The following is a 21317-nucleotide window of genomic DNA, read 5'->3' as shown; positions in this document are numbered from 1 at the left end:
AAACTCAACCGCTCCGCCCCATTCGCAACTTGCACTTGCCAATGCATCAATCAAATCAGGACTAGTTGCAAGCAAGGCCTCTTTCTATATTCGCGCCTCGACGGCGCCCGGCTTCCATGGGCCGCAGTTGCGCACGACACTACTGCGGGGACCCCACCCCTGCCTGACTGACCCACAACAAGGAGAGACTGCGATGACCGATCTCACCATCAACGGCAAGACCGTTTCCATGGACCTGGACCCCGAGACGCCCATTCTGTGGGCCCTGCGCGACACGCTGGAGATGACCGGCACCAAGTTCGGCTGCGGCGCGGCGCTGTGCGGCGCCTGCACGGTGCACATGAATGGCCAGGCCATACGTTCCTGCGTGACGCCGATCTCGGCGGCCGCGGGCCAGAAGATCACCACCATCGAGGCCATGACCTCGGGCTCCGACCGCGTGGGCACCGCCGTGCGCGATGCCTGGGTGCGCCACGACGTGGCCCAGTGCGGCTACTGCCAGAGCGGGCAGATCATGAGCGCCACGGCCTTCCTCAAGTCGCTGCCCAAGGGCAAGAAGCCCAGCGGCGAGGAGATAGACGCGGCCATGGCCGGCAACATCTGCCGCTGTGGAACCTATGCACGCATCCGCGCGGCCGTGGCCGATGCCGCGCGCACCCTGGGCTGAACGGAGAACGCCGCATGCTGACCACCTTCAAACCCGCCGAACTGCCGCGCGCCCTGCAGCACATCCTGGACCGTGACGAGGCCGCTGCTGCCATCGCCGACGCGCCAGCCCTTGCACAGATCCCCCGCCGCAGCTTCCTCAAGATCGCCGGTGCCGGTTCGCTGGCCCTGGGCGTGTTTCCCGCCATGGCGCAGGCGCCGGGCAAGGGCGAGGCCGCCGGCCTCAAGCCCACCGAGCAGCCCGCCTCCTTCGTGGAGATCTCGCCCAATGGCGAAGTCACCGTGGCCATCAACCGCCTGGAGTTCGGCCAGGGCGTGCACACCGCCCTGCCCCTGGTGCTGGCCGAGGAGCTGGACGCCGACTGGAGCAAGGTCCGCGCCCGCCTGGGCGGCAACGATGCGGCCTATGCCGATCCGCGCTACGGCATCCAGATGACGGGCGGCTCCACCGCCCTCAAGCACAGCTACACCCAGTACCGCGAGCTGGGCGCCCGTGCGCGCGCCATGCTGGTGGCCGCCGCCGCCGCGCAGTGGAAGGTGGACGCCGCCACGCTGCGCACGCGCGAGGGCTTCGTGCTCGGTCCCAATGGCAAGAAGCTGTCGTATGGCGAGCTGGCCCAGGCCGCCATGGCCCAGCCCGTGCCGGCCACCGTCGTGCTGAAGAATCCCAAGGACTTCCGCCTGATCGGCAAGCCCACGGGCCGCATCGACGCCCGGGCCAAGAGCAGCGGCCAGCAGAGCTTCGGCATCGACATGCACCTGCCGGGCCAGCTGACGGCGGTGATTGCACATCCGCCCGTGTTCAAGGCACAGCTGGCCTCGCTGGACGACGCTGCGGCGCGTGCCGTGCCCGGCGTCAAGGCCGTGCTGCGCGTGCCCGTGGACGGCGGCGGCGAAGGCGTGGCCGTGATCGCCACCGGCTACTGGCCTGCGCGCAAGGGCCGCGAAGCGCTGAAGGCGCAATGGAACACCGACGCCGTGGAGAAGGTGGACAGCGAACGCCAGCTGGCCCAGTACCGCGAACTGGCCGCGCAGCCCGGCGCGCGCCACTTCGACGCCGATATCTCGGCGCTGGACAAGGCGCCGCGCCATATCGAGGCCGAGTTCAGCTTCCCCTACCTGGCCCATGCGCCCATGGAGCCGCTCAACTGCACGGTGCAGATGGGCGAGACCGGCGAGGCGGGTGCCGACCTCTACCTGGGCACGCAGTTCGCGGGCGTGGACGGCATGGCCGCCGCGCGCGTGCTGGGCCTCAAGCCCGAGCAGGTGCGCGTGCACGTGCAGATGGCCGGCGGCGGCTTTGGCCGCCGGGGCGTGGGCACCAGCGACTATGTGGTCGAGGCCTGCCAGGTGGCGCTGGCCGCGCGCCGCGCCGGCCTGAGCGCCCCCGTGCGCATGGTCTGGAGCCGCGAGGACGACATCAAGGGCGGCTACTACCGCCCCATGCACCTGCACCGCGCCAGGATCGGCTTCGACGAACGCGGCAAGGTGCTGGCCTGGGACCATGCCATCGTGGGCCAGTCCATCACGGCGGGCACCATGTTCGAGGGCGGCATGATCAAGAACGGCATCGACGCCACGGCCGTGGAGGGCATGCGCGAGCCCTATCCGCTGCCCATGCGCCTGACCGTGCACCACCCCAAGGTCAACGTGCCCGTGCTGTGGTGGCGCAGCGTGGGATCGACCCACACGGCCTTCGTCATGGAAACGCTGATCGACGAGATCGCGCGCAGCAGCCGCCAGGACCCCGTCGCATACCGCATGCAGATGTTCGGCGACAAGCACCCGCGCCATCGCCTGGCCCTGCAGCTGGCCGTGGACAAGAGCGGCTACGGCAAGCGCCAGCTGCGCGCGGGCCGTGCCTGGGGCGTGGCCGTGCACGAGTCCTTCGACACGGTGGTGGCCTATGTGGTGGAGGCCTCGGTCAAGGACGGCCGCCCGGTGCTGCACAAGGCCACGGCCGGCGTGCACTGCAACCTGGCCGTGAACCCGCGCACCATCGAGGCGCAGGTGCAGGGCGCAGCGCTGATGGGCCTGTCCATGTGCCTGCCCGGCGCGGCGATCACGCTCAAGGACGGTGTGGTGGAGCAGAGCAACTTCGGCGACTTCGCCGTGCCGCGCATCACCGACATGCCCGAGATCGCCGTCCACGTCGTGCCCAGCGCCGAGCCGCCGACGGGCATGGGCGAGCCCGGCCTGCCGCCGCTGGCCCCGGCCTTCGCCAACGCCGTGGCGCAGCTCACGGGCAAGCCCGTGCGCAAGCTGCCGTTCGACCTGGCGTGATCGATCTGGCGTGATCGATCTGGCCTGAACGGCCGGACCTGATCCCGGTCAGCCGCCGGAAAGGGCGGCGGCACCTGCGGCCGCCGCCCTTTCCAGTTCTTCCATGGTCAGCAGATAGTCCGGGCAGTCCTGCAGCCGCTGCACGGCCAGGTCGATGAAGGCACGCACGCGCCGGGGCAGCGCGTCGCGGCTGCCGTAGTAGACATGCAGGCCGATGTGCTCGCTGACATGCTCCAGCAGCACGGGCACCAGGCGCCCCGCGCGGATGTGCGCGGCCGCGCAGATGTTGGACAGCTGGCCCAGCACCTGGCCGGCCAGCACGGCATGCAGCTCCAGCTCGGCATCGTTGGTGGACAGGGCCGGCTGCAGGTAGCGGTGCGTGAGTTCGCCATCGACCGGCAGGTACCAGGGCATCACCGTGTCCGTGGCCGCATGGCGGAACATGCTGCAGCGGTGCGCGGCCAGCTCGTCCAGCGACCGGGGCACGCCATGGCGCTGCAGGTACTGCGGCGCCGCGCAGACGATGAGCTGCACGGGAAACAGCCGCCGCCCGATCACGCTTTCATCGGGCGAGGCGCCGATGCGAAACCCCGCATCGACCCGGTCCAGCACCCAGTTGCCTATGCCGTCGTCCAGCCGCACATCGGGGACGATGCCCGGGTGCAGGCGGCAGAACTCATCGAGCAGCGGCATCAGCACGGGCGCAAAGCAGGACTTGGGGCCCACGATGCGCAACGGCCCCGCAATGCCCTCGCGGCTGTCGCGTGCCAGGTTCAGTGCGCGGTCCAGCGCGGCCAGCGCCGGCTGGGTGTCCTGCAGGAAACGCTGGCCCTCCTCGGTCAGCGCCAGGCTGCGCGTGGTCCGGTGCAGCAGGCGCACGCCCAGGTGCTGCTCCAGATGGGCCACCGCCTGGCTGGCGGCCTGGGGGCTCACGCCCTGGGACAGCGCCGCCTGGCGCAGGCTGCCCAGCTCGACCGCCTTGGCAAAGGTGGCGATGGCGCGCAGTTCATTGATGGGCATGGTGCGGAAATCCGGTATTCGTGGGCTGACAGTGCCGCAGTATCCCGCCTTTGCGCATGCCCTGCCCGCGGCTTGCGGGGCAAGCTAGCGCCCCTGGCGCGCCAGCCACACGCCGGCTGCCGTCAAGGCCATGCCCGCCAGCGCCAGGCCGCCCAGCGTCTCGCCGAACATGGCCCAGGCGATCAGGGCCGTGGCCGGCGGCGTCAGGTAGAACAGGCTGGCCACGTGCACGGCGCCGCCGCGGCGTATCAGCAGGTTGAGCAGGCTGACCGCGCCCACGGACAGCACCAGCACCAGCCAGCCCAGCGCGAACAGGAATTCGCCGCTCCAGCGCACCTGCATGGTTTCGGTGGCCAGGGCCAGCGCCCCCGTCGCCACCAGGCAGGGCAGGTACTGGATGACCGAGCCCGTGCGCAGATCAAACGATGGACAGAACCGCTTCTGGTACAGCGTGCCGGCCGTGATGCCGGCCAGCGCCACCACGGCCGGCACCAGCATGGCCAGCAGGGCATGGACCGGCACCGAGGCGATCTTGCCCGCCACCACCAGGGCCACGCCCGTGAAGCCCAGCGCCAGCCCGGCCCACTGCCGGGGCCGCACGGACTCGCCCAGCAAGGTGCCGGCCACCAGCGCCGTGATCAGCGGCTGCAGCCCCACCACCAGGGCCGTCACGCCCGAAGGCAGGCCGTGGGCGATGGCCGTGAACACGCCGGCCAGGTACACGCCATGCACGAACAGCCCTGACACGCCAATGTGCAGCCACTGGCGTGCCGACCGTGGCCAGGGCGCGCGCAGCACCAGGGCCACCGCCGCCATCAGCACCAGGACGATGGCATAGCGCAGCGTCAGAAAGGTCAGCGGCTCCACATAGGGCAGGCCGAACTTGGCGCCGATGAAGCCCGTGCTCCACAGCAGCACGAACAGCCAGGGAAGCAAGGCGGCCGCCAAGGCGGGCGGCGAGGGTCTTTGGGTCATGGAGCGGATGCGCAAGACGATAGGGGCGGCGCCAGTGTGTCATGCCCCGTGCGCCAGGGGCTGCGCGTGGCAAACCACCGCACCAGGCAGTCGCGCAGCGCCGTCATGGCCGCGCTGCTGAACGCCGCCGAGGGCCGCACGAAGTAGATGCCCGAGGCGCCATCCAGGCGCCATTGCGGCAGCACCCGCACCAGCCGGCCTGCGGCCATGTGCTCGCTCATCAGCCAGTCGCCGCCGGCCAGAATGCCCACCCCCATGACGGCCGCCGTGAGCAGGGCCTCGCTGTCATTGCTGACCATGGGGCCGCGCACCAGCACTGTGTGCCGGGCCTGGCCTTGCGGTACATCGCCCGATGCGCCACCGTGCACCAGCTCCCATTGCGGAAACGATTGCAGCCCCGTGAAGCCCAGGCAGCGGTGCGCCGCCAGGTCCTCGGGGTGCACCGGCGTGCCGTGGGCCTGCAGATAGGCGGGCGCGGCGCCCAGGATGCGCTGGTGCCCGCCCAGCCGCAGCGCCACCAGCCGGCTGTCCGCCAGCCGGCCTAAGCGCACCGCCGCGTCGAAGCGCTCGCCCACGATGTCCACGAAGCGGTCCGCATACTCCACCTCCAGCACGATCTGCGGATGGGCCAGCGCAAACTCGGCCAGCAGCGGGCTGAGCCAGCGCCGTCCCATGGCGGCCGGCAGCGACAGCCGCAGCCTGCCCCGGGCCTGCGAGGCGCCCTGGGCGGCCTCCTTCTGGGCATCGGCGATCAGGCCGGCCGCCTGGCGCACCTTGTCCACCAGGCGCAGGCCCTCGTCGGTCAGGTGCAGATGGCGTGTGCTGCGCTCCACCAGCCGCACGCCCAGCCGGGTCTCCAGCGCGTTCAGGCGTTTGGACAGCACGGACGGATGGCGCAGCAAGGCCCGCCCCGCCGCAGCGAAGGAGCCTTGTTCATGCAGCGCCACCAGGGCCGCCAGTTCATCGGCGTGCTGGCTGTCCAGAAGGTTCATGGGGTCAGGATGATCGCACCTTGGGAGCGTCCCTGCTCCAGATCGCCATGCGCCTGCGCCACCTCCGCCAGCGCATACCGGCGCCAGACGCCGGGCACGATGATGCCGGCCGCCACGGCGGCCAGCACGTCCCGTGCGCGCTCCTGGTACTCGGCCGCCGTGGCAGTGTGCGCGGCCAGCGAGGGGCGCGTGAGGAACAGCGAGCCCTTGGCATTGAGCGTGGCCACCGAGATGGGATCGGGCAGGCCGGAGGTCGCGCCGAAGGACACCAGCAGGCCGCGCGGGCGCAGGCAGTCCAGCGAGGCGCCCAGCGTCGTGCGGCCGATGGGGTCGTAGACCACGTCGGCCTTCAGGCCCCCGGTGGCCTGCAGCACCTGAGCCGGCAGCGTGGCCGCATCGAACACGAAGACCTCGTCGCAGCCGGCCGCCCGCGCGCGCTCCACGCTGGCTGCCTTGGACACCACGCCGATCACCAGGGCGCCCAGGTGCCTGGCCCAGGCGCACATCAACTGGCCCAGCGCACCGGCGGCGCCATAGATCACGATGCGGCTGCCGGGGCCCACGGCATGGGTGGTCTTGAGCAGGTACTGCGCCGTGATGCCCTTGAACAGCACGGCCGCCGCCGCGTCGTCAGGCAGCGCATCGGGCAGCTTCACCAGGCGCTCGGCCGGATACAGGCGGGCGCTGGCATAGGCGCCCAGCGGCCCCGTGGCGTAGCCCACGCGCTCGCCCACGGCCACATTCGTCACGCCCTCGCCCACGGCGGCCACCCGCCCCGCGCCCTCCAGCCCCAGGCCCGAGGGAAAGGCGATGGCGACAGCGCCCTTGCGCTGGCTCACGTCCAGCGGGTTCACGCCGATGGCCGTCTGCTCCAGCCAGACCTGGCCGGGGCCGGGCGCCTGCACCTCGACCGGCTCCAGGCGCATGGCGTCGGGGGTGCCTGCGGCGTCCATGCGGACCTTGATCAATGGATTCATCTCGCTGCTCCGTGAAATGGGTGCAGCGTAGAAGAAGCGATTGAGGGCAGCAATAGGCCGGCGTGCAGTTCACTGCTGCATGGGGTGCAGCAATGACCACGAACCAGCGCGCACGCCGCCCACGCCGCCCGTCAGAAGTCGTGCCGGAGGCCCAGCTCGAAGGCCGTGGAAGCGCGCCCGCCAAAGTAATTGGCCGCGGCCGGATTGCCGCTGACTGCCGCACCCCCGGCAATGGCGAAGGCCGCCCCATTGCGGTTGGACATGCGGGCCGCATGCGCGTACAGCGCCGTGCGCCGCGACAGCGAGTGCACATAGCCCAGCGCCCACAGGTCGGCATCGCTGGCGCTTTGCGCCGCCGTCGCGCCCTTCTGGTCGGCCTTGACGTAGCTGAGCTTGACCACGCCGCTGCCCACGGGAACGCTCATGCCCACCAGGGTGTTGACCGTGCGGTCCACGCCAGGGACCCAGCGGCGCTGGGCCAGGCTGGCCTTGAGCCAGCCGAAGTCGTAGGAGACACCGTAGCTCTGGTCCTTGAAATGGATGCCGCTCAGGGTGTTGCGCGTGGTGAACTGCGCGCCCGCCACGTTCCAGCCCGCGCCCGCCCAGCCCAACCGAAAGCCGTTGCCGCGCGTCTGGCCTGCCGCCGTGGCGCCCTTCTCGCCCAGGGTGGCGATCAGGCTGCCGGACACGCCCTGCAGCCCGCCCAGGCCGGCCGGCAGGAAATACTCCACCGCATTGCTCACGCGCAGCGTGGGATTGGCAGCCTGCGACTCCGGCGCCGTGCCGAAGGCCTGGCCCAGCGCGCGGGAAGCCGTGAACGAGCGAAAGCCATTGGCGCTGCCGATGCCCAGCGTGGCAAACGGATCGAAGCCGCTCCACACCAGGTGCGTGGGCACCCAGTCACGCCCCAGCCGCAGCTCACCCCATTGGCGCGAGGCCAGGCTGACCGTGGAGCGCCGGTCCCAGAACGGGCCGCTGGCACCCATGGCGCCGGTGTCGGCCAGCAGGCTGCCGTCCAGGTAGAAGCCCGCGCTCAGGCCGTCGCCCAGGTCCTCCTGCCCCCGCAATACCAGCTTGCTGGTGGAGTTGGCGCCGCTGGCCTGCGAGGTGACCGTTCCCAGGCCCTGGTTGCGCACCTGCCTGACGCTCACATCGACGGTGCCCGAGATCGATACCGAGGACTGCGCGCCCGCATGCGCGGCGGCCAGCCCCAGCGAGGCGGCCAGGGCCTGGCGTATGAATACCTGCATGTTGTCTCCTTGTGGTTTTTTGCTTTGCTTTGCTTTGCTTTGCTTTGCTTTGCTTTGCTTTTGCTCTTTCTCGGGCGTGTGCCGGTGTCTGCCCGGCTACTCGGGCTTGAAGCCCGCGCCCTTGAGCAGCGCGGCGCTCTGCGCCACATCGGCGGCGATGAAGCGCTTGAACTGCTCGGTGCTCTCCGAAACCGTGTCGATGCCCAGGCTCGCGAAGGCGCCGGACCTGGCCAACTCGGCCACCGCCGCGTTGGAGGCCTGGTTCAGCCGCTGCACCCGGTCGGCCGGCGTGTCCTTGGGCGCCCACAGTCCGTACCAGGAGGTGTAGGCAAACCGCGGCAGGCCGCCTTCCTGCATGGTGGGCACCTCGGGCGCCAGCGGGCTGCGCTTGCCGGAGGTGATGGCAATCGGCCGCACCTTGCCGGCCTTGGCCAGCGGCAGCACGGAGACCATGGAGTCGAGCAGCAGGTCCACATGGCCGCCGCCCACATCCACCAGCGCGGGCTGCGTGCCCTTGTAGGGCACGTACTCAAGGCGCATGCGGCCCTGCTGGGCCAGCAGCAGCGTGGCCAGGTGGCTGGGTGCGCCCACGGCGGGAATGGCCGCCGTCCACGTGCTCTTGGCGCCTGCGGCCAGCACCTCGCCCAGCTTGCTGTGGGGCAGCTGCGGCGAGATCACCAGCATCAGCGGCGCCTCGCCCACGCGCGCCACGGGGACAAAGTCGGTCTGCGGGTCATAGGGCGGATGGGCCAATACCTGCTTGGCCAGCACATGCGTGGCGGCCGAGAACAGCAGGGTGTAGCCATCGGGGGCAGCCGCCAGCACCGCACGGCCGCCCACCACGCCGCTGCCGCCCACGCGGTTCTCGACGATGACCGTCGTGCCCAGCTGCTTGCGCAACTGCTCGGCAAACAGGCGCGCCGCGCTGTCCACGCCGCCGCCCGCCACGAACGGGACGATGACCTTGACCATCTTGCCCGGCTCGGGAAAGGCGGCGGGCGCACTGGACGAGGCCATGCTGGCGATGGGCAAGGCAGCCAGCGCACCCAGTAAGGCGCCCAGCACCGGCCCCTTCAGCCGTGTCAGAGTTTTCATGCTTTGTCTCCTGTTTCTTTTGAAAATGGGCCGGCCGTTGCGTGGCTCAGCCCGGGTCCTGATTCGGCGCGCGCCGCCTGTGCCTGCGCACCAGCACGCTCAGCGTGTCGTCCAGGGCCTGGGCATCCAGCCCCCGCGTGATGAAGACGATGCGCGTGCGCCGGTCGGCACCCGGCCAGCGGGGCAGCGTCTGCGGCGGGGCGAACAGGTGCTGCACGCCATGGATGACCAGGGGCTGGTCCGGGTGCTCCTGCAGGTGCACGATGCCTTTGACGCGCAGCAGGTCATCGCCGCGCATGGCCGTGACCCAGTCCATCCATTCGCCGAACGCCTGCGCGGGCAGGGGCTCGTCGCGCTGCAGCACAAAGGACGAGATGCCGTCGCGGTGCGTGCCTGCCGGCGCTGTCACCGGAGCTGTCACCGGAGCCATGGCCCGGTAGCCGGGTGCCTGGAGCATGCCTACAGCGGCGTCCTCCTGCCCCGTCGCGCCTTCCGACATCAGCCGCTGCAGCAGCGCCACATGGTGGGCGGGGTCCATGCCTGGCGGCGCCTCGCCGTTGATGGCCTGCACCTGGGCCAGCAGTTGCGCAGCGGGCTGTGCGCCGCCCAGCAAATCTGTCTTGGTCAGCAGCACCAGGTCAGCCACGGCCAGTTGCCGCACGGCTTCGGGATAGCCTGCCAGCGTGGCGCTGCCCAGCACGGCATCGACCGTGCAGGCCACGCCGGCCAGCGCATAGCGCGCCCGCACGGCGGGCTCGCCCAGGAAGGAGCGCAGTATCGGCCCCGGGTCCGCCAGGCCGCTGGTTTCGATCAGCACGCGGCGCGGCGCGCCCTGTTCGCGCAGGGCCAGGCGCTCCAGCGCCTCCACCAGATCGCCGCGCACGCTGCAGCACAGGCAGCCATTGGCCAGCAGCACCGTGTCCTCGCAGGCCAGGCTGGTCAGGTCCTGGTCGATGCCGACCGCACCGAACTCGTTGACGATGACGGCCGTCCCGTGCAGGTCCGGCAGCGCCAGCAGCCGGTTGAGCAGCGTGGTCTTGCCGCTGCCCAGGAAGCCCGTGAGCACGGTGACCGGAATGCGCTGCCCCGCCGCTTCGGGCAGGGCCAGCAGGCTGGAGAAATGCCCGCTCATGACGCCACCCCGCCATGCACCTCTGCGAACGAGCGCAGCGTGCGCTCCAGCCGCGCCAGCGCCCACTGCGCCACGGCCTGCGGCACCTCGTCCGAGCCCAGCGCATCGAGCAGGCCGCGCAGCGGCTGCGCGCCCTGCCCGGGTGCGGGCCGGGCACGGAACCAGGCCGCCACCTCGGGCTGCTCGCAGCGCTCGCCCCCGTCCTGCAGGTAGTCCACGATGTCCAGCTCGAAGTCCTCCAGCCGCAGGCTGATGCCGCCCGCCCCGCAGGCGCAGGCACCGCCCAGGGCGACATGGCGCAGCGCCAGGGCGCACCACAGGTCCCAGAGCCGGCCGGCCTGCAGGGCGTGGTCGGAGGCCATGGCCGTGCTCACTGCCCGTCCCAGGCCACGGCGGCAGCCGCTGCACCGGATGCACCGGGCACTCTGGGCGCACTGCGCAGCGCCTGCGTGCCCTCGTGGTCCACCTGTCCCTGGCCATCCAGCGCCACGCGGTAGACCTCGCGGGCCACCTGGGCGCTCACATAGCCTTCGCGCACGTCCTCGGCCACCTTGTCCAGTTCGCGCGCCAGCGGGTCGCCAAAGCCCCCACCGCCGCCCGACAGCATGCGGTAGGCATCGCCGCGTTCCAGGCGCACGTTGAAGATCTTGGCGTTGGCATGGTCGGTCTTCCACTCGCCCTTGTGGCGCACGGCCAGGCCGTTGCCCATGGCGTCGCCGCCGCCCTCCAGGCCCCAGGGCTTGCAGTGCACGCGGTCGATGCGCGTGGTGACGGTGAAGGGCGACAGCGCCTGCACCACCATCTCCGCGCCCAGGCCGCCCCGGTACTGGCCCGCGCCGGCCGAGTCCTGGCGGATCTCGTACTTCTCCACCAGCACCGGGTACTTGGCCTCGAGCTGCTCGGTGGGGCTGTTGTGGGTGTCGCCGTCATTGATGCAGACGGTGACGGACACGCCGTCCTCACGGCTCTTGGCGCCCCAGCCGCCGCCCAGCGGGCCGATGCCGACGATGAACAGCCGCCCGTCCTCGGGCGAGATGCCATGGATGTTGGGAAACACCAGGTCCGCATGGTGGCCCGCGATGGAGCGGTCGGGAATCGCCGGCGCCAGCGCCTTGAAGATGGTGTCGATCACCGTCATGGGGAAGGTCATCCACACGCGCATGGGATACGGCCTCTCGGCGCTGATCACCGTGCCCATGGGCATGATCACCTTGAGCGGCCGAAAGCTCCCGTCGTTGACCGGGTAGTCGGTCGGCGTGGTGAGGCATTTGTAGGCCACCTGCGCGCAGGCGATGCCCGTGGTGAAGCCGGAGTTGTAGAAGCCGCGCACCTGCTTGGAGACATCCGACAGGTCCACCGTCATCTCGTCGCCCTGCACCGTGACCTTGACGCGGATGGGAATGCGCTTGCCGATGTCCAGCCCGTCGTCGTCCATGAAGGACTCGGCCTCGTACACGCCATCGGGAATCGACAGCGTGTTCTTGCGCGCCACGGCCTCGCTGGAATCCATGATCTGCGCGATGGCGCCGTTGACCGCATCCACGCCATAGCGCTGCAGCAGTTCCACATAGCGGCGCTCGCCCGTGGTGATGGCCGTGATCTGCGCGCGCAGATCGCCCAGGGCCCGCTCGGCCAGGCGCACGTTCATCGCGATGATGTCGATCAGGTCCTGGTTGACCTCGCCCTGGCGCTGGTACTTCATGATGGGGATCTGTATCCCCTCGCTGAAGATGTCCGTGGTGACGTTGCCCAGCGTGCCGCCCACGTCCAGCCAGTGGGCCATGCAGCAGGTGAAGCCTTCGAGCCGGCCCTCATGGAACACCGGCATGGTGAACGTGAAGTGGTTCAGGTGGCTGCCGGTGGTGTAGGCATCGTTGGTGACCAGGATGTCGCCCGGCAGGATGTTCTCGTAGCCGAACTGGCGGATCTTGGCCTTGACCGTCTCCGACATGCCGCGGATGAACATGGGCAGGCCCAGGCCGATGGACACCGTATCGCCCTCGCGCGTGAACAGGCCGACCGTGAAGTCCAGCGCCTCGTAGATGATGAGGTTGTAGGCCGTGCGCGTCAGGTTGGTCTTCATCTCCTCCGTGACGGCGTACAGGCCGTTGCGGATGATCTCGACGGTGACCGGATCGACGGGCCTGGAGTCAGTGGGGTGGTTCATGTGCGGTCGCTCCCGATGTCGATTTGCAGATTGCCCAGTTCGTCCACGCGCAGCCGGTCGCCGGGCTGCACGACGGTGGTGGATGCGTGTTCCTCGATCAGCGCGGGCCCCGCGATCTCGTTGCCCGCCAGCAGGCGCTCGCGCAGATGCACCGGCGTGTCCACCCAGCCGCTGGAGCGGAAATAGACGGGCTTGACCGTTCGCACGGAGGCACGGCTGGGCTCGGCACTGCCGCGCTCCACGCTGTGCCGGGGCGGTTTCTTCATCGTGCCCAGCACGGTGACGCGCAGGCTCACGAGGTCGGCCGGCTCCTGCGGGGCCGAGGTACCGTAGCGCACCTTGTGCAGCTCGTCGAACTGGCGCTTGATGGCCGAGCGGTCCCTGCCCTCGAAGAAGGCCATGGGCAGGTCCACGGTCACCGCATGCTCCTGGCCCACGTAGCGCATGTCGGCGGCGCGCTCGATCACGATGCCGTCCGGCGCGATGCCGGACTGCGCCAGCGCGGCGCGGCCCTCGTCCTCCATGCTCTGGTAGGCGGCCTCGATCTCCTCGAAGGAGACCTCGCCCAGCTTGCGGAACACCGAGCGCACGTAGTCGTAGCGCAGGTCGGAGAACAGCATTCCGTAGGCCGAGAAATAGCCGGGCGCATAGGGGATCAGCACCTTGCGGATGCCGATCTCGCGCGCAATGGCCGAGGCGTGCAGCGGCCCCGCGCCGCCGTAGACGACCATGGTGAAGCTGCCCGCATCCAGGCCGCGCTCGGTGGTCACGGCCTTGACGGCATGCGACATCTGCGTCACGGCGATGCGCAGGATGCCGTCGGCCGCCTCGGTGGGCTCCAGGCCCAGCGGGGTCGCCACGCGCTCGGCCATCTGGCGCTGGCAGGCGTCCATGTCCAGCTGCAGCTCGCCGCCCAGGAAATGCTCCGCGTCCAGCCGGCCCAGCACCAGGTTGGCGTCGGTCACCGTGGGCTCCAGCCCGCCACGGCCATAGGCCACGGGGCCGGGGATGGAGCCGGCGCTCTGCGGGCCCACGCGCAGCGCGTTGCCCGTCTCCACGCGGGCGATGGAGCCGCCGCCCGTGCCCACTTCGTGGATGTCCATCATCGGGATCTGTATCGGCAGGGCCTGCTCGTAGCCGCCGATCAGCGCCGAGCCCGTGGTGAGCGGCCGGCCCTCGCTGATCACGCCGGCCTTGGCCGTGGTGCCGCCCATGTCGAAGGCGATGGCGTCGCCCATGCCCAATTGCGCACAGATGGCCTGGGCGCCGATCACGCCGGCCGCCGGACCCGATTCGAGCATGCGCACGCAGCCCACCTTGGCATGCTCGACCGGGAACAGGCCGCCCGTGGACTGCACGATGTAGAAATCGCCCTCGAAGCCCTTGCCGCCCAGGTGGTTCTCCAGCTGGCCCAGGTACTGCGACACGCGCGGCCCCACATAGGCATTGGCCACGGCGGTGGACACGCGCTCGAACTCGCGGTACTCCTGCGACAGCTCGTGCGAGGCGCAGACAAAGGCGCCCGGCATCTCTTCCTGCAGGATCTGCTTGACGCGCTGCTCGTGCGCCGGATTGCGGTAGGAATGCAACAGCAGCACGGCCACGGCCTCCACGCCCTGCCCTGCCAGCTCGCGGGCCAGCTCGCGCACGGCCGCCTCGTCCAGCGGCTTGTGCAGGCTGCCATCGGCGCGCAGGCGCTCGGACACCTCATGGCGCAGCGAGCGCCGCACCAGCGGCTGGTGCTTGTTGAAGAACAGGTTGTAGGCATCGGGCCGGTTCACGCGGCCGATCTCGTAGATGTCGCGAAAGCCCTCGGTGATCAGCAGCGCGGTGTGGGCGCCGTTGCGCTCCAGCAGCGTGTTGATGGCAATGGTGGAGCCATGCAGGAACAGATGGCCGTCGCGCCAGTCGATGCCCGCGCTGTCTATCGTGGCCTGGATGCCGTTGACCAGCTCGCCATGCGTGGACAGGGCCTTGCCGAACAGCAGCTGGCCGCTGGCCTCGTCGAACGCCGCCATGTCGGTGAAGGTGCCGCCGATATCGACGGCAATGCGCAGCCGGGGCCGCTGCGAAATCGCTTGTTGGTTATCCATGAAATTCTCCGGAGTCAGACGGCAGCGGTATCCGTGCCGATGCGGTTGCGCAGCACGCCTAGCCCAGTGATCTCGACCTCGACCACATCGCCATGCTTCATGTACAGAGGCGGCTCGCGGCGGTCGCCCACGCCGCCCGGCGTGCCCGTGGCGATCACGTCGCCTGGCGACAGCGGCGTGAAGCGCGACACATAGGCCACGATGGTGGGGATGTCGAAGATCAGGTCGCCCAGGCTGGCCTGCTGCATCACGCTGCCGTTCAGGCGCGTCTGCAGCGCCAGGCTGCGCACGTCGGCCACCTCGTCGCGCGTGACCAGCCAGGGGCCGAAGGGCGCCGTGCCGGGAAAGTTCTTGCCGGGCGTGAACTGGTGCGTATGGCGCTGCCAGTCGCGCACGCTCACATCGTTGAAGCAGGCATAGCCGGCGATGTGGTCGAAGGCATCTTCCTTTGCAATGTGGCGCCCGCCCCGGCCGATGACGAAGGCCAGCTCGCCCTCCCAGTCGAAACGCTCCGAGAAGGCCGGGCGCAGCAGCTCGTCGCCATCGGCGGCCAGACTGTCGTTGAAGCGCAGGAACAGCGACGGGTGCTCGCTGTCGGCGCGCCGCGTCTCGGCCACATGGGTCTTGTAGTTCAGGCCCACGCAGATGAGCTTGCCGGGGTTGGGGATGACGGGCAGCGCCTGGGTCTGCGCCGCATCGACGGGCACGGCGCCGGCCTGCAGGGCCTGCTCCAGCTCGCCCAGCGCCTGTGCGCGCAGCACGGACAGCAGGTCGGGATGGCGGGCGAGAAAGTCGGCGGGCGGCAGCAGGAAGCGCTCGGCCAGAACCTGCCCGTAGCGGGGCTGTCCGGCATGGATGAAGCTGGCGAGTTTCAACGGATTTTCCTTAGGTTCGGTGTCTGGAAAACCTGCCACGGCAAGGCCGCTGGCAAGGCATGACTGCACTGTAGAAATCCGTTTGATATCTGGATAGATAGAATTTCAGGCTTTCAGAATTGCCTCATCAGGCATACCTCAACCGGGTAACCACCATGCACCTGCCCAGCGTCAAGCTCTTCCTCGAGGTCTCCGAAGCCGGCAGCATCAGCAAGGTCGCGGCACGGCGGCACACCGTGCAGTCGCACATCAGCCGGCAGATCAGCGAATTCGAAGCGTCTCTGGGCGGCCCCTTGCTGCGGCGCACGGGCAGGGGCGTCACGCTGACGCCGCTGGGGGCGCGGGCCGCGCTGCGGCTGCGCAGCTGGCTGCAGGAAACCGAGCAATTGCAGGAAACGCTGCGTGCGGACGCAGGCCAGCTATGGGGCGAGGTGCGGCTGGGCATCGTGCCCTCGGCCGCGCACCCGCTGATGACGCATGTGTTCGACTGGCTGCAGCGCGAGCACCCCGGCATACGCCTGAACATCACCGAGGCCCAGGGCACGGAGCTCGACGCGCTGCTGGACAGCGGCGCAGTGGACCTGGCCATCCTCTTTCGCTTCGCGCGCCCGGCCGGCGGCGACGAGCGGCTGCTGAGCACCGCGCACAGCTATCTGGTGTCGCGCCCTGGCGACCCCTTGACCCTGGCGCCCACCACGGAGTTCGCCGCGCTCGACGGCCTGCAGCTGGTGCTGCCGCGCCGCCCCAGCCATTGGCGCGACGCGCTCGATGAGGCCGCGCACAGCCACGGCTTTCGGCTCGCGGCGGCGGCCGAGGCCGACTCGCTGACCGTGCAAAAGGAACTCGTGGCCCACGCGCCCGGCCTCTACTCGGTGATCGGCCCGTATTCCATCGATGCCGAGCTGCGCCAGGGCCGGCTGCAGGCCAGCCGCCTGGTCAACCCCGGCCTGGTGCGCCATGTGACGCTGGCCCTGCCCCGGCACGGCAAGCTCACCCAGGCCTGCCGCGTGGTGGGCGATGCCATCGAGGCATTGACGCAGGCCTGGGGGCAGCAGCTGTCGCCGGGGCCGCTGAGCACCTCGGGACTGCTCGGGGAGCCTGCACGGCCGAAGGGCAGGCCCCGCTCTCAATAGCCCCGTGCCGCGTCCACCGCCTGCGGCAGCTCGCCGCTGGCGCGCCAGCGGCGGATATTGCCCGCCACGATGGCCGATGCCGTCGCGCGGTCCGTGGGCGCCGAGATGTGGGGCAGCACGGTCACGGCGGGGTGCGCCCACTGCCAGGACGATTCTGGCAGGGGCTCCTGCTCGAACACGTCCAGCACGGCATGGGCCAGGCGGCCGCCGTCCAGGGCGGCGCGCAGCGCGGCATCGTCCACGATGGGGCCGCGCGCAAAGTTGATCAGCGAGGCATGGGCGGGCAGCGCGGCCAGCGCCTGCGCGCCGACGATGCCGCGCGTCTGCGGCGTGAGCGGCAGCAGGCATACGAGGATGTCGGTCTGCGCCAGCACGGCGGGCAGCTCGGCATCACCCGCATGGCATTGCACGCCTTCCATCTGCCTGGGCGTGCGGCTCCAGCCGCGCACCTGGAAGCCTGCCGCCAGCAGCCGCCGCGCGCTGGCTTCGCCCAGTGCGCCCAGGCCCAGCAGCGATACCGTCCTGTCCTGCGCGCGCACGCCGTCATGCGCCAGCCATTGGCGCGCGGCCTGCTGGCGGGCATAGAGCGGCATGTCGCGGTGCAGGTACAGGGTCCAGGCCAGCACGGCCTCGGCCATGGTGTCGGCCAGTTGCGGGTCCACCAGGCGGACGATGCGCAGGTCGGTATCGCCCAGGTCGGCCACCAGGCGCTCCACGCCGGCCCAGACGCTGTGCACCCATTGCAGGCGCGGCAGCGTGCGCAGGTCGGCAGGCTGGGGGTTGGCGACGATGGCGACCTCGCAGGCCGCGCGCTGGTCGGCATCCAGCGCATCGAGCGCCACCACGCGCTCCTCTGGCAGGGCGGCCTGCAGGGCCTGCAGCCAGGCCTGGGCTGCCGGGTAGCCGGGTGCGCAGACGAAAGGAAGCGGGGGAAGCGAGGCGCTCATTTGGCGAAGACCTTGTCCAGATCGGCGAAGCCCTTGACCTCGATGGGATTGCCGCTGGGGTCGCGGAAGAACATGGTGGCCTGCTCGCCGGGCTCGCCCTCGAAGCGGATGCCGGGTTGCAGCACGAAATCCACCACGCCGCCCGACAGCCGCGCGGCCAGGGCCTTCCAGTCGTCCATGGCCATCACCAGGCCCAGGTGGGGCATGGGCACCATGTGGTCGCCCACGCGGCCGGTGTTCGTGACCGGGAAGGGCTCTCCCAGGTGCAGCGAGATCTGGTGACCGAAGAAGTCGAAGTCCACCCAGGTCTCGGTGCTGCGGCCTTCCTGGCAGCCGAGCAGCGTGCCGTAGAAGGCGCGCGCTTCGTCCAGATCGCGGACATGGTAGGCAAGGTGGAAGCTGGTGCGCATGGCTGATCCTTTGGTTGTGCTTGTGGTGCAGGCAGGTTCGCAGGCCGTGGCCTGCCGTGGGTGGCGCGAGCCTAGCAGAGGCTTTTCAAAAGTGATAGCGTTGATTTCTTTGCAATCCCCAAGGAAATCTTTTGGAGACCCGCTATCTCAAGAGCCTGATCGCCGTGGTGGACAGCGGCTCCATCGCCGATGCGGCGCGCGCCGAGCACCTGACCGCCGCCGCCGTGGGCCAGCGCGTGCAGGCGCTGGAGCGCGAGCTGGGCTTTGCCCTGCTCTCGCGCAGCGGCCATGCGGCCCGCCCCACCCAGGCCTGCGTGGCCCTGCTGCCGCGCGCGCGGCGCCTGGTGCGCGAGGCCGCGCTGCTGGGCAGCGATGCCAGCGCCGATGGCCTGGCCGGCACGCTGCGCATCGGCGCCATCTCGACCGCGCTCACGGGCATGCTGCCGGCCGCGCTGCGCAAGCTCACGCAGGCGGCGCCACAGTGCCGGCCCGTCATCGTGCCGGGCACCTCGCGCGCGCTGTTCCAGATGCTGCAGGCCGGCGAGCTCGATGCCGCCGTCATCGTGGCGCCCCCTTTTGAACTGCCCAAGGCGCTGCGCAGCGTGCAGCTGCGCCGCGAGCCGCTGGTGCTGCTGGCACCGCCCCAGGCACGCGGCCGGCCTGCCGCGCTGCTGCGCAGCCTGCCCTACATACGCTACGACCCCGATGCCTGGGGTGGCCGCCATGCTGCAGACTGGCTGGCCGACCAGGGGCTGGAGCCTGCGGTGCTGTGCGACCTGGACGCCCTGGAGGCCATTGCCATGCTGGCCGCCGACGGCATGGGCGTGGGCCTGGTGCCGCACTGGACGGGCCTGGAGCGCTTCATGGGCGACTGCCGCATGCTGCCCATTGCGGGCGCCGCCTATGAGCGCGCCATCTGGCTGGTGACCAGCGCCGATCCCGACCTGCCGCGCATGGCCGAGCTGCTGGAGGGTGCACTCGCTTAGGTTGCGGCCTTCGTTCTCAATCCGCCTGCACGTATCCCGTGACGCGGATCATCTCGCGGTACTTGGCGATCTCGCGCGCATAGGCGGCCGCCGCATCGTCCAGGCCCATGGGCTTGGCAACGTCACGGCCGTCGGCCTCCAGTTTGGCGATGACCTGCGGGTCCAGCAGGGCCTGGCCGATGGCCTGGTTCAGGCGCTGCTTGACGTCCTGCGGCGTGCCGCGCTTGACGAAGTAGCCCGCCAGGCTGGCGTACTCGAAATCGCGCAGCGCCGGCACTTCGGTGATGCTGGGCACGGCCGACAGCACGGCAGGCCGGTTGCGCGACAGCACGGCCAGCGCCCGGAAGCGGCCGGTGCGGATCATCTCCAGCATGGACGCCTGGAACGGCATGATGCTGAAGTCGATCTGGCCGCCGGCCAGGTCCTGGATCACGGGCGCCGTGCCCGCATAGGGCGCGTGGGTGAACGGCACCTTCACCACCTTGCCCATGTACTCGGTGATCAGGTGGTAGAGCGAGCCCACGCCCACGGAGCCGTAGGTCAGCGAATTGCTTTCGTTGCGCGAGCGCGCCAGCGCCAGGAACTCTTGCATGTTCCGGGCCGGCAGGCCCGAGCGCACCAGCAGAACCAGGTGGGTGACGGTGATGTACTGCAGGTTCTCGAACGCATCGGGCTGGTAGCGCACGGCCTTGTTGGTGAGCGGCGGCAGGATGAGTTCGTTCTGCGTGCCCTGGAAGAACATGCTGCCGTCGGCCCTGGCGCCCAGCACTTTGGATGCGGCAATCGTGCCCGTGGCTCCGCCCAGGTTTTCCACGATCACCTTGGCCGCCAGTCCCTCGCCTATGGGCTTGCTCAGGATGCGGGCGCTGACGTCGCTGGGCCCGCCTGCCGGGTAGGGCACCATCAGGCTGACCGGGCCGGGCGCCGAGGCCGCGGCGGGCTGCAGCAGCAGGGGCGCCAGCGGCAGGCCGGCGGCGATTTTCAGGAGCGAGCGGCGTGTGGGCAAGGCAAGTGGATTCATGAAAGTGCACCAGGCAGTGGCTTGAGGGGGAAGGCGGGAATCAGGCGCGCCCTACCACCGGGCGTGGGGCAGGCGCGCAATGGTGTGGAGCACCGCCAGGCCGCGCGGGACGATGGTGTCCACCTCGCAGTACTCGTCGGTGGTGTGGAACTTGCCGCCCACGGGGCCGGTGCCGCACAGCGTGATGGCGCCCAGGCTGGAGGTCACGCCCGAGTCCGCGCAGCCGCCGCTGAACTCGCCCTCGGCCTTGTGGCCCAGCGCGCCCAGCTCGGCCTGGTACAGCTCGAACAATTGCTGCGACTGCGGCGTGGGAACGAAGGGGCGGAACTCGCCGGTGATGTTCAGCGTGGAGCGCGTGCCCTGGATGAAGGACTTGTCGCAGATGCAGCGGATGCGGCCCACCAGGGACTCGCGCTGGTCCAGGTCGAAGATGCGCAGGTCGATGGCCGCCTTGGCCGACGGCGCCGACGTGTTCACCGACAGCCCGCCCGACACCAGGCCCACGTTGACCGTGACGCCCTTGTCCAGGTCGGTGAGCGCGTCCAGCGCCACCACCTTGTGCGCCAGCTCCGAGATGGCGCTGATGCCCTCGGCGAAGTTGGCGCCCGAGTGCGCCGCCTTGCCCTCGATCTCCACGCCGAAGAACACGCCGCCCTTGCGGCCCGTGACCACGTTGCCCGAAGGCCGGCCCGGCTCCGCATTGAAGACAAAGCCCGCCTTGCGCGCAAAGGGCTCGATGACGGACTTGCTCAGGGGCGAGCCGATTTCCTCGTCGCAGGTGAACAGGCCCGTGACCTCGGGCGCAGGCTCCGCGCTGTGGGCCAGCGCAGCCAGCAGGAAGGCGTTCATGACGATGCCCGACTTCATGTCGGCCACGCCCGGGCCGTAGGCCCTGCCGCCTTCGATGCGGAACGGCCTGCGCGCGGCCTCGCCTTCAGGGAAGACCGTGTCGCAGTGCCCCATCAGCAGCACGGGCCTGCCCACGGTGCTGCCCGCGTTCACGGTGACCGAGATCGCGGCCTCCACGCCATCGACGAAATGCGGGCTGACCTGCAGCCCCTGGCCCAGGAAGAAGGCCTCCAGGCGCCGGAACACGCGCGCCACGCCGGGCTTGTCGAAGCTGCCCGAGTCGATGTTGACGATGTCCGCCAGCAGCGAAAGCATGTTCTCCCGCTGGCCCTTGATCCACTCCGACGCGCCGACCGCCCGGTCCGCACTGACAATGGCTTGCTGTGGCATCCGCTGCCTCCGTATTTTTCAATACTTGGTATTGTTATTTAATACTTCAGATTCAC

The 21317-nt window shown here is 69.9% G+C and carries 19 protein-coding genes; 4 read left to right on the top strand and 15 right to left on the bottom strand.

The window, feature by feature from the left end; translation table 11 throughout:
- Window positions 1-193 precede the first annotated feature (193 nt).
- The gene (locus ACRSCF_RS05055) at window positions 194-667 is read left to right on the top strand and encodes a (2Fe-2S)-binding protein (RefSeq protein WP_016450919.1); all 474 of its coding nucleotides are present in this window, start codon (window positions 194-196) and stop codon (window positions 665-667) included.
- A 14-nt stretch (window positions 668-681) separates the two neighbouring features.
- Entirely contained in the window at window positions 682-2949 is a 2268-nt protein-coding gene (locus ACRSCF_RS05050; protein ID WP_244387836.1) for a xanthine dehydrogenase family protein molybdopterin-binding subunit, read from the top strand.
- 48 nt (window positions 2950-2997) lie between these two features.
- On the opposite strand, the gene ACRSCF_RS05045 is transcribed toward ACRSCF_RS05050, so the two are convergent.
- The 11 genes from ACRSCF_RS05045 to ACRSCF_RS04995 form a co-directional block, all read right to left on the bottom strand.
- The gene (locus ACRSCF_RS05045; RefSeq protein ID WP_016445491.1) at window positions 2998-3969 is read right to left on the bottom strand and encodes a LysR family transcriptional regulator; all 972 of its coding nucleotides are present in this window, start codon (window positions 3967-3969) and stop codon (window positions 2998-3000) included.
- 84 nt (window positions 3970-4053) lie between these two features.
- A complete protein-coding gene (locus tag ACRSCF_RS05040; protein WP_046984933.1) occupies window positions 4054-4944 on the bottom strand; it encodes a DMT family transporter in 891 nt (296 codons plus the stop codon).
- Window positions 4941-5936, bottom strand: a complete 996-nt coding sequence (locus ACRSCF_RS05035) for a LysR family transcriptional regulator (RefSeq protein ID WP_034364509.1) — start codon at window positions 5934-5936, stop codon at window positions 4941-4943. Before ACRSCF_RS05035 ends, ACRSCF_RS05040 begins: the two co-directional genes overlap by 4 nt.
- Entirely contained in the window at window positions 5933-6913 is a 981-nt protein-coding gene (locus tag ACRSCF_RS05030; RefSeq protein ID WP_244387835.1) for a quinone oxidoreductase family protein, read from the bottom strand. Before ACRSCF_RS05030 ends, ACRSCF_RS05035 begins: the two co-directional genes overlap by 4 nt.
- 131 nt (window positions 6914-7044) lie before the next feature.
- Complete coding sequence (locus ACRSCF_RS05025) at window positions 7045-8163, bottom strand: porin (protein ID WP_034364507.1); 1119 nt, start codon at window positions 8161-8163, stop codon at window positions 7045-7047.
- A 96-nt stretch (window positions 8164-8259) separates the two neighbouring features.
- The gene (locus ACRSCF_RS05020; RefSeq protein WP_016450913.1) at window positions 8260-9258 is read right to left on the bottom strand and encodes a tripartite tricarboxylate transporter substrate binding protein; all 999 of its coding nucleotides are present in this window, start codon (window positions 9256-9258) and stop codon (window positions 8260-8262) included.
- A 46-nt stretch (window positions 9259-9304) separates the two neighbouring features.
- Window positions 9305-10390 carry a CobW family GTP-binding protein gene (locus ACRSCF_RS05015; protein ID WP_034364505.1) on the bottom strand — a complete coding sequence of 362 codons (1086 nt, stop codon included), beginning with the start codon at window positions 10388-10390 and terminating at the stop codon, window positions 9305-9307.
- The gene (locus ACRSCF_RS05010; protein ID WP_012207428.1) at window positions 10387-10752 is read right to left on the bottom strand and encodes a hypothetical protein; all 366 of its coding nucleotides are present in this window, start codon (window positions 10750-10752) and stop codon (window positions 10387-10389) included. The genes ACRSCF_RS05015 and ACRSCF_RS05010 overlap by 4 nt, the downstream gene beginning before the upstream one ends.
- Before the next feature lie 8 nt (window positions 10753-10760).
- Window positions 10761-12557, bottom strand: coding sequence for a hydantoinase B/oxoprolinase family protein (locus ACRSCF_RS05005; RefSeq protein WP_034364503.1), 1797 nt, complete (start codon window positions 12555-12557; stop codon window positions 10761-10763).
- Window positions 12554-14650 carry a hydantoinase/oxoprolinase family protein gene (locus tag ACRSCF_RS05000; RefSeq protein WP_013800699.1) on the bottom strand — a complete coding sequence of 699 codons (2097 nt, stop codon included), beginning with the start codon at window positions 14648-14650 and terminating at the stop codon, window positions 12554-12556. Before ACRSCF_RS05000 ends, ACRSCF_RS05005 begins: the two co-directional genes overlap by 4 nt.
- Before the next feature lie 14 nt (window positions 14651-14664).
- Complete coding sequence (locus ACRSCF_RS04995; RefSeq protein WP_034364501.1) at window positions 14665-15525, bottom strand: fumarylacetoacetate hydrolase family protein; 861 nt, start codon at window positions 15523-15525, stop codon at window positions 14665-14667.
- Between the two features lie 155 nt (window positions 15526-15680).
- On the opposite strand from ACRSCF_RS04995, the gene ACRSCF_RS04990 reads away from it, so the two are divergent.
- Window positions 15681-16658: a LysR family transcriptional regulator gene (locus ACRSCF_RS04990; protein WP_034364499.1), complete on the top strand. Its 978-nt coding sequence runs from the start codon at window positions 15681-15683 to the stop codon at window positions 16656-16658.
- Here ACRSCF_RS04990 and ACRSCF_RS04985 read toward each other — a convergent pair.
- Both ACRSCF_RS04985 and ACRSCF_RS04980 read right to left on the bottom strand, forming a co-directional pair.
- The gene (locus tag ACRSCF_RS04985; RefSeq protein WP_034364497.1) at window positions 16652-17605 is read right to left on the bottom strand and encodes a 2-hydroxyacid dehydrogenase; all 954 of its coding nucleotides are present in this window, start codon (window positions 17603-17605) and stop codon (window positions 16652-16654) included. The genes ACRSCF_RS04990 and ACRSCF_RS04985 overlap by 7 nt on opposite strands.
- Window positions 17602-18015: a VOC family protein gene (locus ACRSCF_RS04980; protein WP_012207434.1), complete on the bottom strand. Its 414-nt coding sequence runs from the start codon at window positions 18013-18015 to the stop codon at window positions 17602-17604. Before ACRSCF_RS04980 ends, ACRSCF_RS04985 begins: the two co-directional genes overlap by 4 nt.
- 131 nt (window positions 18016-18146) lie before the next feature.
- Here ACRSCF_RS04980 and ACRSCF_RS04975 point away from each other — a divergent pair, with 131 nt between their 5' ends.
- Window positions 18147-19001: a LysR substrate-binding domain-containing protein gene (locus ACRSCF_RS04975; protein WP_061287320.1), complete on the top strand. Its 855-nt coding sequence runs from the start codon at window positions 18147-18149 to the stop codon at window positions 18999-19001.
- A 16-nt stretch (window positions 19002-19017) separates the two neighbouring features.
- Here the strand turns inward: ACRSCF_RS04975 and ACRSCF_RS04970 are convergent, their stop codons facing one another.
- On the bottom strand, window positions 19018-20022 hold the full coding sequence (locus tag ACRSCF_RS04970) for a tripartite tricarboxylate transporter substrate binding protein (RefSeq protein ID WP_016445478.1): 1005 nt from the start codon (window positions 20020-20022) through the stop codon (window positions 19018-19020).
- 51 nt (window positions 20023-20073) lie between these two features.
- The gene (locus ACRSCF_RS04965; protein ID WP_016450904.1) at window positions 20074-21261 is read right to left on the bottom strand and encodes a M20 family metallopeptidase; all 1188 of its coding nucleotides are present in this window, start codon (window positions 21259-21261) and stop codon (window positions 20074-20076) included.
- Window positions 21262-21317 lie beyond the last annotated feature (56 nt).

Source organism: Delftia sp. 11MD, from assembly GCF_050907895.1.
GTDB lineage: Bacteria > Pseudomonadota > Gammaproteobacteria > Burkholderiales > Burkholderiaceae_C > Comamonas > Comamonas tsuruhatensis.
The sequence above is the reverse complement of the archived record's forward strand: the minus strand, read 5'-3'. Positions and strand labels throughout refer to the sequence as shown.